Source organism: bacterium SCSIO 12643, assembly GCA_024398135.1.
Taxonomy (GTDB): Bacteria; Bacteroidota; Bacteroidia; order Flavobacteriales_G; family Salibacteraceae; genus CAJXZP01.
The window spans coordinates 1,430,329-1,444,084 of record CP073750.1 but is presented as its reverse complement, the minus strand read 5'-3'; the positions used below and the strand labels follow the sequence as shown (position 1 = coordinate 1,444,084).

Annotated in this window: 16 protein-coding genes; 14 read left to right on the top strand and 2 right to left on the bottom strand. The window is 32.2% G+C overall.

Annotated features, from left to right (window positions below):
- Position 1: 1 nt before the first annotated feature.
- Complete coding sequence (locus KFE94_06330; GenBank protein ID UTW67725.1) at positions 2-2,467, bottom strand: ATP-binding protein; 2,466 nt, start codon at positions 2,465-2,467, stop codon at positions 2-4.
- Complete coding sequence (locus KFE94_06325; GenBank protein UTW67724.1) at positions 2,467-2,685, bottom strand: helix-turn-helix domain-containing protein; 219 nt, start codon at positions 2,683-2,685, stop codon at positions 2,467-2,469. Before KFE94_06325 ends, KFE94_06330 begins: the two co-directional genes overlap by 1 nt.
- A 549-nt stretch (positions 2,686-3,234) precedes the next feature.
- Between KFE94_06325 and KFE94_06320 the strand changes: the two genes are divergently transcribed.
- The 14 genes from KFE94_06320 to KFE94_06255 all read left to right on the top strand — a co-directional run bounded on the left by KFE94_06320 (position 3,235) and on the right by KFE94_06255 (position 13,657).
- The gene (locus tag KFE94_06320; GenBank protein ID UTW67723.1) at positions 3,235-4,383 is read left to right on the top strand and encodes a tyrosine-type recombinase/integrase; all 1,149 of its coding nucleotides are present in this window, start codon (positions 3,235-3,237) and stop codon (positions 4,381-4,383) included.
- A 67-nt stretch (positions 4,384-4,450) separates the two neighbouring features.
- The gene (locus tag KFE94_06315; protein UTW67722.1) at positions 4,451-4,954 is read left to right on the top strand and encodes a hypothetical protein; all 504 of its coding nucleotides are present in this window, start codon (positions 4,451-4,453) and stop codon (positions 4,952-4,954) included.
- 355 nt (positions 4,955-5,309) lie between these two features.
- Positions 5,310-5,684, top strand: coding sequence for a winged helix-turn-helix transcriptional regulator (locus tag KFE94_06310; protein ID UTW67721.1), 375 nt, complete (start codon positions 5,310-5,312; stop codon positions 5,682-5,684).
- Complete coding sequence (gene merTP, locus KFE94_06305) at positions 5,681-6,274, top strand: mercuric transport protein MerTP (protein UTW67720.1); 594 nt, start codon at positions 5,681-5,683, stop codon at positions 6,272-6,274. The genes KFE94_06310 and merTP overlap by 4 nt, the downstream gene beginning before the upstream one ends.
- 217 nt (positions 6,275-6,491) lie before the next feature.
- On the top strand, positions 6,492-7,286 hold the full coding sequence (locus tag KFE94_06300; protein UTW67719.1) for a cation transporter: 795 nt from the start codon (positions 6,492-6,494) through the stop codon (positions 7,284-7,286).
- Positions 7,287-7,662: 376 nt separating this feature from the next.
- On the top strand, positions 7,663-7,995 hold the full coding sequence (locus tag KFE94_06295; protein UTW67718.1) for a helix-turn-helix transcriptional regulator: 333 nt from the start codon (positions 7,663-7,665) through the stop codon (positions 7,993-7,995).
- Positions 7,988-8,476, top strand: coding sequence for an SRPBCC domain-containing protein (locus KFE94_06290; GenBank protein ID UTW67717.1), 489 nt, complete (start codon positions 7,988-7,990; stop codon positions 8,474-8,476). Before KFE94_06295 ends, KFE94_06290 begins: the two co-directional genes overlap by 8 nt.
- A gap of 2 nt (positions 8,477-8,478) precedes the next feature.
- Positions 8,479-8,889, top strand: coding sequence for an SRPBCC family protein (locus KFE94_06285; protein ID UTW67716.1), 411 nt, complete (start codon positions 8,479-8,481; stop codon positions 8,887-8,889).
- Positions 8,890-9,049: 160 nt separating this feature from the next.
- Entirely contained in the window at positions 9,050-9,379 is a 330-nt protein-coding gene (locus KFE94_06280; GenBank protein ID UTW67715.1) for a hypothetical protein, read from the top strand.
- 8 nt (positions 9,380-9,387) lie between these two features.
- On the top strand, positions 9,388-10,053 hold the full coding sequence (locus KFE94_06275; protein UTW67714.1) for a hypothetical protein: 666 nt from the start codon (positions 9,388-9,390) through the stop codon (positions 10,051-10,053).
- Position 10,054: 1 nt separating this feature from the next.
- Entirely contained in the window at positions 10,055-11,017 is a 963-nt protein-coding gene (locus tag KFE94_06270; GenBank protein ID UTW67713.1) for a hypothetical protein, read from the top strand.
- Between the two features lie 18 nt (positions 11,018-11,035).
- Complete coding sequence (locus KFE94_06265; protein UTW67712.1) at positions 11,036-11,857, top strand: AraC family transcriptional regulator; 822 nt, start codon at positions 11,036-11,038, stop codon at positions 11,855-11,857.
- A 156-nt stretch (positions 11,858-12,013) separates the two neighbouring features.
- Entirely contained in the window at positions 12,014-12,394 is a 381-nt protein-coding gene (locus tag KFE94_06260; protein ID UTW68225.1) for a VOC family protein, read from the top strand.
- 174 nt (positions 12,395-12,568) lie between these two features.
- On the top strand, positions 12,569-13,657 hold the full coding sequence (locus KFE94_06255) for an RES family NAD+ phosphorylase (GenBank protein ID UTW67711.1): 1,089 nt from the start codon (positions 12,569-12,571) through the stop codon (positions 13,655-13,657).
- Positions 13,658-13,756: the final 99 nt, after the last annotated feature.

Genomic DNA, 13,756 nt, shown 5'->3' with positions numbered 1-13,756 from the left:
TTTAATTACCTTTTCTTACTTGGAATTCTAGTTTAAGAGTTAATCCATCCTCTATGTTCATAATGCTGATGGAAGCATTATTATACTGTTCAACTATTGATTGAACTATATATAAACCTAACCCAGTACCAATTTTTTCTCCTTTCTTATTTGTTTTGGACGATTCTAATAACTTGAATATATCTTCCGGATTTTTTTTGTATTGTGAGGCTAACCCCTTTCCATTATCAGAAAACAATATTTCGATAGTGTCATTAACCCTTTTCCAACTTATTTCTATTAGTTTTTTCTCTCTTTTCACACCTTTTAGTGCATTAAGAGAATTAGAAAGAAGATTATTAAATATCGAGTCCATATCTACTTCGAAAGCTCTTATAGTATAGTTGTCGTCATTAGTTCCATTTAATACTATTGTTGCATTTCTTTGCTCGATGGCTTTTTGCCAATTTGATTTAAAGCTTTCAAAATAACTTCCAAAACTCAGGTTCCTTCTTTCTCGTTTATCTCTAGTAATTGAATTCAGAGAATATTCTAGCCAATGTTTGAGTTTAGTATCTTCTTCCTGAATTAGTTTAATCATATAAAAAGGATTGTCATCCTTGTCTAAATGATTAAGATCTTTTTCGTTAATATGGTTTTTAAGTTCTCGAAGTAAAAACGAGGTTCTAGGTATCAATCTAGACCTTAAGCTTTTTACTTCATGGGCAAAAGAAGAGATGATAAGACCTGTACTGGCAAAAGTTCTAAGCAATCGAATTTCTTCATCTTTATTTTCTATCTCCTGAGATAGAATTTTAATCCCTTTTGCTAAAGATTTTTCTGTGTCAGTAGCTCCTTCAGTTGTAGGATCATCGTCTTGAGTGTCGTCATTGTCCTCCGAAGGGTCTTCATTTTGCTCTTTTTCTTCTTCCTCCTTATTAATTCTCTCTGCGGCTTCTTGAGCTTTTCTTTTTTCCTCTTCTTCTTTATTTCTTTTTTTATACAATTCTGAAAGGTGGAACATAATGACATTTCTGTCATTCTCGAAAAGGCTTATAATTTCAATCAATAAGTTTTTGAATAAATCAAAAACATCATTCTCACGTATTCCTTCTCGTCCAGATTTATCTTGAAAACTTTCATTGTAAATTCTAGAAATATTTACAGTTCCCGCAATCTGGTTAGGTCTAATTCTATAACCTCCTAATTTTTGCCCTGCACCACCAGGACTTTGACCTTGACGTTCACCCAGTTTTAACCAATCTTCACCTTTTTCTCCATATGGTCTTATTCTAAAGTCATCTCTAAAAATTTTTACTCCACCAAATTTTTTAAGCCAAGTTTTTCTATTCGTGCTATTAAAGTTTTTATATGGATATTTCTTAATATCTCCATCTTGTTTATCATCAGATATGGTATTCTTTAAAAAATAAAATGTAAATCCAAACTTGCCTATTTTAGCTATTAAATTATCATCAACTTCAGAAGAAAACAAGTCGTTTAAACTAGTCTTTAAGGTTATTGTCTTTTCTTGTAAGTCTTCTAAACGATATGGGAAACTCTTCATTTGCTTATAGTCAAAGAGTTCCTTATAACGTTTTTCTATTACATCAATATCAAATTCGTTTCTAGTGATTTTTAGCTCTAGAGTTCTGTCTTTGTCATCTTTGTAATCTGCTTTAATTTTATAATCAAAGTCATCATAATATGCACTTTTGACTTTGCCGAATTCATCAAGATTATCTGTGGAAAAGAAATGGATTTCAAAATCATTTTGTTCTTTTGGAGGTAAAAGCATTTCTAAATTATCATAAAGCTTTTTCAGTTGTTCAAACTCCCAATTATCGTTAAGATTTGAAATCTTTATGATAGTTCCATTGGAAAATGATTTCTCTTGTATTACTTCGGCAATTTGTTGATTTTCTTCAAATCTGTTATGTAAAAGATTTTTTAAATCTAAATTCGGTTTATCTAACAATTCAGCATTGATTTGAGAAACAACAGCTCCCTTTTTATCAAAATCATCCCAATTGACTTTCCAATAGTGTCCAATGTCTTTATTTGTTTTTGAGATAGTATACATTTCTGTAGATAGACCAAGTCGGTTTAATGCAAATCGACCTATTCCTTTTGCTCCAGTTTTTACTCTTCCATCTTCGGAAGTATGAGAGTATAACTTATCATCTGTTCCAATAGTCATCCATTGATTAGAGATTATTGAATCTGTCATTCCTTCACCATTATCTATGATAAAAATGTTACTATTATCTCTATCCAGTACTAGTTCCTTTTCAGACGTCTCATTGCTTTCGTTAGAAAGGTTTTCAATTTCTTTATATTGTAAGTCAAATATTGTAATGCAAATTTTGGAATCAGCATCATAGGTGTTTTTTATAAGCTCTATTATAGCACCTTCTGCATTAGAGAAATTCTCTAAACCAATTAATTTTGCTGTCCTTGCGGAAACTTTAAAAGGTACTTTAGCCATTATCGAGGATTAAGTTTTAAGTTTTTACATACTTCTTCCAGTACAATTGCGGGTTTGATATCTATTGCTAAAGCTATTAGATATAATTCTTCTACTGTAAAACGTGTTGATTCTTTTAAACTCAACTCGCTTAGGCGAGAAGTGCTTATTCCAGTACGTCTAGCTATTTCAGCCTTGTTTACTGATTTCTTATTTAAAAACTTACCTATTTCAGTCATTTATCCAGAAATGTTTGAAACAAATTTATGAAATTAGGATATTTATATAGATTTTCGGGACGATTATTTTGTCTAAATAACTAGGCCACTTTTATATGATGATAAAGCTCTGATAATTTCTTCAAATCTTTATCAAATTGATTCGACATTAGTCCCACGGAGGGTACTTAAAGCTCAATCATTGATTTGATTGAGCTTTTTTTATCTCTGAAAGTATTGTTTTTACTGAGTTCTACAAAATAATTGATTTTGTATTTCAAATAACAAAAATATTCCCTCCACAACCTATAATGTTGATTACCAAAAAGATATAGGTTCGACTCCCATTTCTATACCTAAATGAGACACAACGCCACGAACAAAAGTCATAATAGCTGTAATACAGTTACTTACATAATACTTAAGAGGTTTGATAAAAGTTTTTTAATCACCCGTTTCTATTTTCTCTAAGTGTTGGTAAGCATTTGTTGTCGTTTGTAATCACTTATAAACGTTTATAATCATTTACTTCCATTTTTTACTCAACCGTTACTCTACTTTTGAGTCATTATGAAATATAACCACCAATATGCGATTACTCTTAAACACCTACTGATCGAAAATCAAAAACAAATTGGATTAAAATTCTACCCTAATAAAGTTATTCAAGCTTTAATAAAGGAACTTCCAAATCCTAAATGGAGTAATGAGTTTGGCATGGTCTATATATTAAATAACAAATCTAATTTGGATAAAATATTTGAAAAATTTAGAGGTGTTGCCTGGGTTAATTGCAGTCACTTTTTTATCAATAGACCTATTGACATAGAAAATGGCCCCATTGATGTCAATTGGTTCAGAAAACGTACAGTTGATAAAAATTATAGAGTCTGTCCAGAAGAATATTTAATGAAATTAGAACTAAAGAAATATTCAAACAATACCGTTAAGACATATGTTAAGTTTTTTGAAGCTTTCATTAACCATTATAAACATGTCAATTTGTTAAGTTTAAATGAAAATGATGTGAGATCCTATTTACAGAAACTTGTTCAAGAAAATAGATCAAATAGCTATCTTAATCAAGCCATAAATGCGATCAAGTTTTATTACGAAGTAGTCTTAGAAATGCCTAATAGATTCTACGCAATTGAAAGACCTCGAAAGAATCAAGTACTACCTAAAGTATTAAGTAAAGAAGATATTAGTATCATAATAAATAACACCATCAACTTAAAACACAGATGTATTATAGGTATACTCTATTCTTCAGGTCTGAGAAGAAGCGAATTGTTAAATCTAAAAATATCTGATATTGACAGTAAAAGAATGACCATTAGAGTAGAGGGAGCTAAAGGGAACAAAGACAGATATACATTATTATCTGAATCACTTCTGAAAGACTTGAGAGTTTATTTCAAGGAATGGAAACCAAAAAAATATTTATTCGAAGGGCTACGCGGTGGGAAATATTCTCCCGAAAGCGTATCAAAGGTTATTAAAAATTCAGCAAAAAATGCACGGGTCAACAAACAGGTAACACCACATATTTTAAGACATTCCTTCGCCACTCATTTATTAGAAGCAGGAACAGATTTAAGATATATTCAAACCCTTCTTGGGCACAATAGTAGCAGAACAACCGAAATTTACACACATGTTGCTATAAGTTCATTTAAAAAAATAAAAAATCCTTTAGATTCCATACATTTGGAATAAAACATATAGTGCGTATATATTTACTTGTACATATACACGTACGTTGTATGGCATTAAAGAAAATCTAATGAGATATATTTTAAGCATAATTTTAATTGGGTTCATTGGAACCAGTTGCTTTTCACAAGGGAGCTGGAACATTGGATATGTTGAAATTGATTCTCTCAATTCAGATTATTTGAACACCCAAATAAAACTGGACTTTAAACATGATTGGCTAAAAATTAAAAAGCCGGAAAAGCGAAGTGTTAGACATTATGTGATGCCTCAAGACACAGCTCACTTATTGATAAATAATGGTAAGACGGTTTTAATTGAAAGAAGGGCAATCTATGTTGACCATGGTTCCTTTAATGACCAGTTTCTGGAAATAGAGAATTACGACAAAAGCATTAGTAAACGGATTTATGATACCGAAATAGTTCAATTAGAAAAAGACAGAATCAAGGTTCGAGTTGTTATTCAGAATTATAAAATACGGAATGAAAAGATTGATAAAGAACTTGAATCGAAAACTGTGGAATTCTGGATTGATAAAGATAAGTTGGACGGAATAATGATTAAGAATTAAAACGCCATACAACACTGTATATAGCAAATAGGGCGTTTGTGGTTTACGAAAGTTCAGTGCTATTTACAAACACCGCCAAATCGTTGATTTGGCTTTTAAGAATGAATAAATTAAAAACAAAATACAACGTTTTGGCTCAGTGCAAACTTGAAAGCTCATCGCATTCTAATGCCCTACTTGCCATATACTAAACGTTATGCCCAATTAAAAAAAAGCCAACCGCACAAATAGCACATTTGGTTTTTGCCGACACGAAAGCCAATGCAAAAAAACCAAAAGAGCTATTTTCTTCCAACGCTTGAAAATTATGTATTTAAGTATTTGCTTAAATAATAAATAACCGTAACTTTGTTTTATGGATAATAACTCTTGCATAAGACAACAAGCCGATATTGAACAAATAAATCGTTGCAAAGACACAGTTTCGGAATTAAACGAATCCTTCGACTATTTAGCAAACGGACTTTCATTAGTCGGAAATAGCATTCGACTGAAAATTCTTTACCTGCTATTTGAAGAAAAAAGACTTTGCGTTTGTGATTTGAGCGATATTCTCGGAATGAATATTTCTGCTATTTCTCAACATTTGAGAAAAATGAAAGACCGAAATCTATTGGAAACCGATAGAGAAGCCCAAACGATTTTTTATTCACTCACGGCTGAATACGAAAAAATGCTAAATCCATTCTTTGAGATACTTGATAAAAACAAAATTTTAGAAACGATATGAAAAGTGAAAACAAATTAATTGGTGCAGGTTTGTTAACTGCAATTACAGCTTCTTTATGCTGTATTACACCAGTTTTGGCTTTAATTGCAGGAACAAGCGGAATTGCTTCAACATTTTCTTGGATAGAACCTTTTAGACCTTATTTAATCGGACTTACAATTTTAGTTCTTGGTTTTGCTTGGTATCAAAAACTAAAACCTCGAAAAGAAATTGACTGCGAATGTGAAACGGACGAGAAACCAAAATTTATACAATCAAAGAAATTTTTAGGAATTGTAACTGTATTTGCAATTGTGATGTTGGCTTTCCCATACTATTCAGGAATTTTTTATCCAAATACAGAAAAGCAAGTAATCGTAGTTGACAAATCGGACATTAAAACAACGGAATTTAAAATCAGCGGAATGACTTGTGCGAGTTGCGAAGAACACGTCAATCACGAAGTAAATAAACTCAATGGAATTGTAAACTCAAAAGCGTCTTACGAAAATGGAAACGCAATCATTGAATTTGATAGGACCAAAACCAGTGAAACGGAAATTGAGAAAGCAATTAATTCAACGGGTTATAAAGTAACCGACAAAAAATAAAATTAATGGAAACTATATTAAAGTCTGAAATCACTTGTCCAAACTGCGGACATAAAAAAGTGGAAGATATGCCAACAAACGCTTGTCAATTTTTCTACGAATGCGAAAATTGTAAGCAGGTTTTAAAGCCAAAAGAGGGAGATTGTTGTGTTTATTGTTCATATGGTACTGTGCCTTGTCCACCAATTCAAGAAAATAAAAGTTGCTGTTAATAGATATGCAAAAAACAATCTTTGAAATAACCAAAATGGATTGTCCTTCAGAGGAAAATTTAATCCGAATGAAACTGGACGAAATTTCAAGTATTGAAAATTTGGACTTTGATATTCCAAACCGAAAATTGACCGTTTTTCACAGCGGAGAAACCGACCAAATCGAAAAGTCCGTTATCGAACTAAATTTAGGCGGCAAGAAAATTTCGACCGAACAGACCAACCAAACGGCATTTAATGAAAATGCAAACCAAAAAAAGCTACTTTGGTCTGTACTTGCAATCAATTTTGCCTTTTTCATTATCGAAATGACAACAGGAATAATCTCAAAATCAATGGGACTTGTTGCAGATAGTTTAGATATGCTTGCCGACAGTTTCGTCTACGGAATTAGCTTGTTTGCGGTTGGAGGAACGTTGATTAAGAAAAAACGGATTGCAAAACTTGCTGGGTATTTTCAAATAACACTTGCGATTATTGGATTTGTGGAAGTTTTAAGGAGATTTTTCGGAGACGAGAAACTTCCCGACTTTTCAACTATGATTATTGTTTCGATTTTTGCACTTATCGCAAATGGAATTTGCCTTTACATTTTGCAAAAGTCAAAGAGTAAAGAAGAGGCTCATATGAAAGCGAGTATGATTTTTACCTCAAATGATGTTATCATAAATTTGGGAGTTATAATCGCTGGACTTTTGGTAAATTGGTTGAACTCAAGCAAACCTGACTTAATTATTGGAACAATTGTTTTTGGTTTGGTAATTCAAGGAGCATTTAGGATTTTAAAATTGAGCAAGTAACTGAATAGCCAACGCTTAAAGCCATACACATTTACAATTCGCACAAGCCAACACGCAAGCCTGAAATTGTAAAAGAGTATGTCTTTGCCAACGCTAAAAACAGAACGTGAAAAATAAAAAAAGGGCATAACAATGTATATAAAAAATAGGCAAAACAGCAGTAAAATCAAGGCTTTTTACTCATATAAAGCTTGTGCTTAACCGAAAGTTTCGTGCTTCGAAATCGCCTACTTTTCATATACTAACCGTTGGCGGTAATTAGAAAACACCTAACAAAACAACCTCTATTATCAAAAATTTAAGGAAATTATTTTGCGCAAGTAAAATCTTGCGCTTATATTTGCAAGCTATAACTTGCATATCTAATTAAGTAATTATGAGAAGAGATGTTTTCAATGCCATTGCAGACCCAACACGAAGGAGCATACTAATGTCCTTAACGACAGAAGCTCAAAATGTAAATGCTCTAGCAGATAAGTACGATATGACAAGGCAAGCAGTATCACTTCATGTTAAATATTTGCAGGAATGTGGGGTTATCTCAATCAATAAGGAAGGAAGAGAACGCTATTGTAAACTAGAAGCTCAAACCCTATCTGAAGTTGCTGATTGGCTAGAACCATTCCGTAAAATTTGGGAGTCACGCTTTGACCAATTAGACTCTCTGTTAACTAAACTACAGGACAATAAAGAAAACCGAAATGACTGAGACAAAATTTGGAACAAACGGAAGTCAACTAACAGTGACTCGAATATTTAATGCCTCAATTGACCTTGTTTGGCGTACATGGACAGAAGCAGAACTACTTGACCAGTGGTGGGCACCCAAACCATGGGAGTCCAAAACCAAACGGATGGTCTTCGAAGAAAATGGGCAAAGACTTTATGCCATGTGTGGGCCGAACGGAGAAGAACATTGGGGACTAACTACCTATAAAAAGGTTAACAAGCCTTTCGAATTTTCAGGTGAGGATGCTTTTTGTGACGATCATGGTATTATAAATCAAGAAATGCCAGTTGCTAAGTTCAAGAATAATTTTGTATCAAATTCTACTCAAACCGCTGTAACTGTAATCACTCAATATGCTTCTGAAGAACATTTGCAGCAAGTAATTCAGATGGGAATGAAAGAAGGCTTGTCAATGGCATATGAAAATTTAGATAACTTATTAAAAAACTTAAAAGACTAAAAATGAAAACGGTAAAAGTTCAAAACACAATTAACAGGAAAGTAAATCAAGTTTGGGAACTATGGACAACCCCCGAACATATCAAAAATTGGAATTTTGCATCGCCCGAATGGCATTGCCCAAAAGCCGAGCATGATTTGAAAGTAGACGGAAAACTCAACTATCACATGGCTGCCAAGGATGGCAGTATGGCCTTTGATTACACTGCGACATTTACAAAAATCGAACCAAACGAATTGATGGAGTATAAATTAGATGATGGTAGAAAAGTTACAATTTCATTTTCAGAAATTGGGGATAAAACAGAAGTTATCGAGACCTTTGAAGTAGAAGATGAAAACTCGATTGATATGCAAAGACAAGGATGGCAAGCAATTTTAGACAACTTCAAGAAATATGTTGAATCAAATTAAAGAGAACTACCGCCAACAAGGTATATAGTGCATAGCCGCCCTGTGGGACGGCAACGCACCATATACAGACCGTTGGGCATAATTTAGTGCAACAAACCAACACCATTTCAAAACCTGACATTGTGTAGTAATTGATACGAATAAAAGTCAAAAAAAAAAAATGAGAACTTTTGAGTTAATTTATATAATTGTTGCTGCCATAATTTGGTTTGTTGGATATTTACACAACGGACGATTTGTGCGCCCTAAATGGAAAATACCTGGAAAATTTATCTTTTATATAGGAATTTCATTTGTGATGGTACGTTGGTTTGGGCATTGGGGCTTAATATTTATAATTGTTCATCCACTGATTGGACTTTTATTCCATACTAAAATTTGTAAAGAAAATGATATTGATTGGTTAACATGTGAACCAAAAGAAAAGTATCTTGAATTACAAGAAAAATGGGCAAAAGGAAATTTTAAAAAATCGCAAAAAAAAGAATAAATTCAACTATGTTTAAATCATTAAAAAAATCAGCCAAGAATAATTGGAAATACATCTTTCGCGAAATCCTTCTGCTTTTTATCGGAATTAATTTGGCCATTTGGTTTAATAATTGGAATGAATCAAAAAAAATTAATCAAAAAAAAACTATTGCAATCAAAAATATAGTTGAAGAAATAGGAAGTAATAAAAAAGAATTAAATACAGCTCTTCACAATTATGAAACGATTTTAAAGGCATATACTGAATATAAAGGCTTGTATAATCAGAACACTACTGAACTCATAACGACTCCCGTTAAGATGAAAGAGCTTCAATCAAAACACCCAAATTTCTTTATCATAAACGATTCTATTTCAATTGATGAGTACAGTTTTAGGTACTTAGGTACAACAAAAGTTGAAATGGAATTACCGCTGTTAACCGATATTGCATGGAAAACCACAGTATCTACCAATATCAGTTCTGAATTAAGTTTTGAGTGCATGTATCAATTGGAAAATGTTTACAATCTACAAGCTAAAGTAGTGGAGGAAGTTAGTAAAGCGAGCAACTCTCTTAAAAAAGAAACCATTGATGAGCTGATTAGAATTTTAAAATTTTCAACCCAACTTGGTACACAGTTACAAAAAGAATATAATGAAACAGAACGCAAAATACTGAACTGTAACTAAAATGAAGATTAAAGCCTTATTCATATTTCTCTGCATTCTCGTAGGAAAACTAAATGCCCAAAATACAGTTGAAGCTGAATTTGACACAATATTTAAGTATCAATTTGAACCGTTAAAAACCACTCATTCAAAAAAAGTATTAGTAACAGAAGCACATAATACGATTTACTCATTACCATACGGAAAGGCAAGTGCTAGGGAAATGTTAAGAATAATGGAGGCTGATGGGTTTGAACTCGTGTTTACAAAGCAGCCCCTTGATTCAATACATTTAGCAAAATCCGAATCCAATATTTTGATATTGCATGGTATGCCAAACGATAAGATTGCCTTAAATAGTGGTGAAAAGGAAGAAACCTTGTATAAATCTCCGTTAAGCAATAAAGAAGTAATTGATATTGTAAAATACGTATACAATGGTGGAAGTTTACTCTTATTTTTAAGTCATTTCCCAAATGGTAGTGGTGCATTACCGCTTTTAGAAGCTTTTCAGGTAAAGTTTAGAGATGGTTACGCTTTTCACCCAAATTACCTTGGGCATAATGGTGGGTTATGCAGTCATTTCTTGATGAATGATAAAAACAATCTTTTAAAGAAAGATCACCCTGTTTTTAAGGACAATCTTAACCTAAAAACACCAATGCCAAACAATGTGAAATTCCTTTGTGGAGCAGCGGTTTTTAGAAACCCCGAAGACGTGATATTAGCATTCCCAAACAACACGACCAACTTTACTCCAGCAAAAAACAGTGAAGATATTGAAGAAATCTCTGATGCCTATGCAGGAATGATTGGTTTTGAGTACGGTATGGGTAGAGTTGTTATTGCTACAGACCAAGGTATGTTTAGAAGCTTGGATTTACTAATTGATGACGAAAAAATACCAGTTACCATTCATGACCCAGAATGCGATAATGCTGCATTGTTTCTGAATGTTTTAAGGTGGCTTGCTAATATTAAATGACTTATCAAATTTGGCAAAATGAGTATTACTAAACATATTCGAGAACTATTTCAACCCATTCAACCGACTGTAATGCCAACAGGTGGAAGTGTTTCTTATTGTGAATTTTTGCCATCTATTAAGCTACAACCATACATATATTGCTATTGGCAATTAAAAACCAATAAAAAATTAGTCACCCCTTTTAGTTACAAAGTGGTTTCTGATGGTTGTATTGACATACTATTTGAAATAAATAAGCCACAGGATAATTTTGTTGCTGGCTTTTGCAGAAAATATACAGAATACGAACTTAATCCAGAGTTTAATTATGTTGGTATTCGGTTTTTGCCAACCATATTTCCACAAATATTTAAAGTAAATGCAAAAGATTTAAGTAATAAGTTCCAAAATTTGGAAGGTTTTGCTCCAAAAACCTCACAATTCATTGCCAAACATTTCCACCAAGAAATGACCTCCAATGAGATAAAGGCAAGTTTTGATCACTACTTTGAGAGTGTTTTAAAGAAAATAACTTTTGATTATGATAGTAGGTTGTACACCGCAATAGACATTATTCTCAACAATTATGGCGTACTAAATCTTGAGAAAGATTTAGATGTTGGCTTGAGCATTAGACAATTAAGAAGATTGTTTCACTTTTATATTGGCGACTCACCTAAAACCTTTAGTAAAGTTGTTCAATTTCAAAATATATTAAAAGCAAAACCTTCTAATCAAAGCCTTAACCAAAATAAACTCTTTTACGACACAGGACACTATGACCAATCGCACTTTATAAAAGATTTTAAAACCTTTTATGGAGTAACACCTAGTAAAGCTTTTAGCAATACCTATTAAAACGTCCGTTTTTTACAATCTATAATTTTTGTTGCATCATACATTTGTAATGTAATCATAAATAAAATAGGTATGAAAAAATTTATTATTAAAATGTCATTGGTATTGTTGACAGCAACTCCAATGTTTTCTCAAACAAATCAAAAAACAAAAAACATGAAACTAAACGCAGGAATTATTACAGAAAAATTAACCGAAACAAAAGATTTTTACAGCAAAATTCTTGGTTTTGGCGTCACCTTTGAAAATGAATTCTATCTTTTAATGCACACGCCTAATCGACAAGCAGAATTAAGCTTTTTACTCCCGAACCACCCAACACAAAAACCAATATTTCAAACGCCTTTTGCAGGAAAAGGAATGTATCTTACTATTGAGGTAGATAACGTGGATGAAATATATAAAAAGATGAACGAATTAGGTGTTAAAATTGAAATAGACATTCGTAATGAACCATGGGGAGATAGACATTTTGCCATTGTTGATCCAAATGGAATAGGAATAGATATAGTTACTTATACTAAACCGAATGAATAAAAACTATGCCCAACAAGGTATAAAAGCAATAGCGGTTCTTGTGCAAACTTGAACCGTTTTTTCATTTAATTAAAGTATATTGTAATCCGAAAAGCAGTTACATAAAATCCACTACTGCTCTTATACTAGACCGTTGTAAACAATTTCACTAAAAAAACTGCATACTCAATAATAATGGAAGAATTTAATATCTGTTACAAATGTTCAAACAATGAAGCTCTTCGAGAAGAAATAATAAAAATTGGGAGAAAGATTGACAATTGCGACTTTTGTGATAATAAAGATTTATTCGGATTAAATCAAGACACAATAGAAGATATTAAACCTTATTTGGAAGCTTATGTAGCCTACTTTTATCCACAAGCTGATTGGGATGGACGTTATGGAAATAGAGACTACTTAGTAACCATCTATGAAGAAGAATTATTCTTTAATTGGAAACAAATAGAACAAAATGATAAATACGATTCACTGTATTACTCAATTAAAAATAATGATTTTAAAACATTAGTTCTTAATGATCATTGGGCAAGTCCTTGGGCTTTAGTAAATGAAGAACATCATAAATTATTAAATTCTTTAACGTCAGAAGATAATTTTAAAAAGAAATTACAAGCAACAACAGATTTAGTCAATAAGGCTGAATTAATGATTAAAAAGAAAACAGCTAAGATATCTGGTTATAGGTCTCGAATTGGTTGTAAAGAAGTTGCAGGAGAATATGGGAGAGCTGTTAAAATTCCATTTGACAAAAAGGACATTGGCGTTGCGCCTAAAGATGCAATTAATTCAGGAAGGGCTAACAGAGCATTTTGTGGATTCTTATATTTAGCTGAAGACATCAATACAAGCGTTTTAGAAGTCCGTGCACAAAAAGGAGATTTAGTGTCAATTGGAGAATTTCATTCCAAGAGTGAACTAAGAATTTTTGACCTTACTGATCCCAATATTTGGGATTTTAAGCAAAATTATTCTACAGTTAAAGAATTGCAGTTAATTTCCGCAATTAATTCATTATTTTCAAAACCGATAGGTAATGGTACCAATTCTATCTACCTTGACACTCAACTTATTGTTGAAGAAATTATTAGGAAAGACTATGATGGAATCTGCTTTCGAAGTTCTTTTACTGGTAATAGAAATTATACACTTTTTAATTCAGATTTAATGGAGGAACAATCTGGTAGAGGGAAACTATTAAAAGTCGATGCGATGAAATTAAACCTATCCGAATGGAAAGACGATTTGTACGATTTAATTTAAAATATTGATAGATTCCCCGATAATAAGGTAATTTAACTGTTTACAACAACGGTAATCGTTGCGCAACCCCTCAATAAGTAAAATGATGACCTAAAAAAA

Bases quoted from the DNA above. Each gene is read 5' to 3' on its own strand.
- KFE94_06265 (UTW67712.1), top strand. From the start codon at position 11,036: ATGAGTATTACTAAACATATTCGAGAACTATTTCAACCCATTCAACCG.
- KFE94_06320 (UTW67723.1), top strand. From the start codon at position 3,235: ATGAAATATAACCACCAATATGCGATTACTCTTAAACACCTACTGATC.
- KFE94_06280 (UTW67715.1), top strand. From the start codon at position 9,050: ATGAGAACTTTTGAGTTAATTTATATAATTGTTGCTGCCATAATTTGG.
- KFE94_06330 (UTW67725.1), bottom strand. From the start codon at position 2,467: ATGGCTAAAGTACCTTTTAAAGTTTCCGCAAGGACAGCAAAATTAATT.
- KFE94_06260 (UTW68225.1), top strand. From the start codon at position 12,014: ATGAAACTAAACGCAGGAATTATTACAGAAAAATTAACCGAAACAAAA.
- KFE94_06270 (UTW67713.1), top strand. From the start codon at position 10,055: ATGAAGATTAAAGCCTTATTCATATTTCTCTGCATTCTCGTAGGAAAA.
- KFE94_06325 (UTW67724.1), bottom strand. From the start codon at position 2,685: ATGACTGAAATAGGTAAGTTTTTAAATAAGAAATCAGTAAACAAGGCT.
- merTP (UTW67720.1), top strand. From the start codon at position 5,681: ATGAAAAGTGAAAACAAATTAATTGGTGCAGGTTTGTTAACTGCAATT.
- KFE94_06310 (UTW67721.1), top strand. From the start codon at position 5,310: ATGGATAATAACTCTTGCATAAGACAACAAGCCGATATTGAACAAATA.
- KFE94_06275 (UTW67714.1), top strand. From the start codon at position 9,388: ATGTTTAAATCATTAAAAAAATCAGCCAAGAATAATTGGAAATACATC.
- KFE94_06295 (UTW67718.1), top strand. From the start codon at position 7,663: ATGAGAAGAGATGTTTTCAATGCCATTGCAGACCCAACACGAAGGAGC.
- KFE94_06290 (UTW67717.1), top strand. From the start codon at position 7,988: ATGACTGAGACAAAATTTGGAACAAACGGAAGTCAACTAACAGTGACT.
- KFE94_06285 (UTW67716.1), top strand. From the start codon at position 8,479: ATGAAAACGGTAAAAGTTCAAAACACAATTAACAGGAAAGTAAATCAA.
- KFE94_06315 (UTW67722.1), top strand. From the start codon at position 4,451: ATGAGATATATTTTAAGCATAATTTTAATTGGGTTCATTGGAACCAGT.
- KFE94_06300 (UTW67719.1), top strand. From the start codon at position 6,492: ATGCAAAAAACAATCTTTGAAATAACCAAAATGGATTGTCCTTCAGAG.
- KFE94_06255 (UTW67711.1), top strand. From the start codon at position 12,569: ATGGAAGAATTTAATATCTGTTACAAATGTTCAAACAATGAAGCTCTT.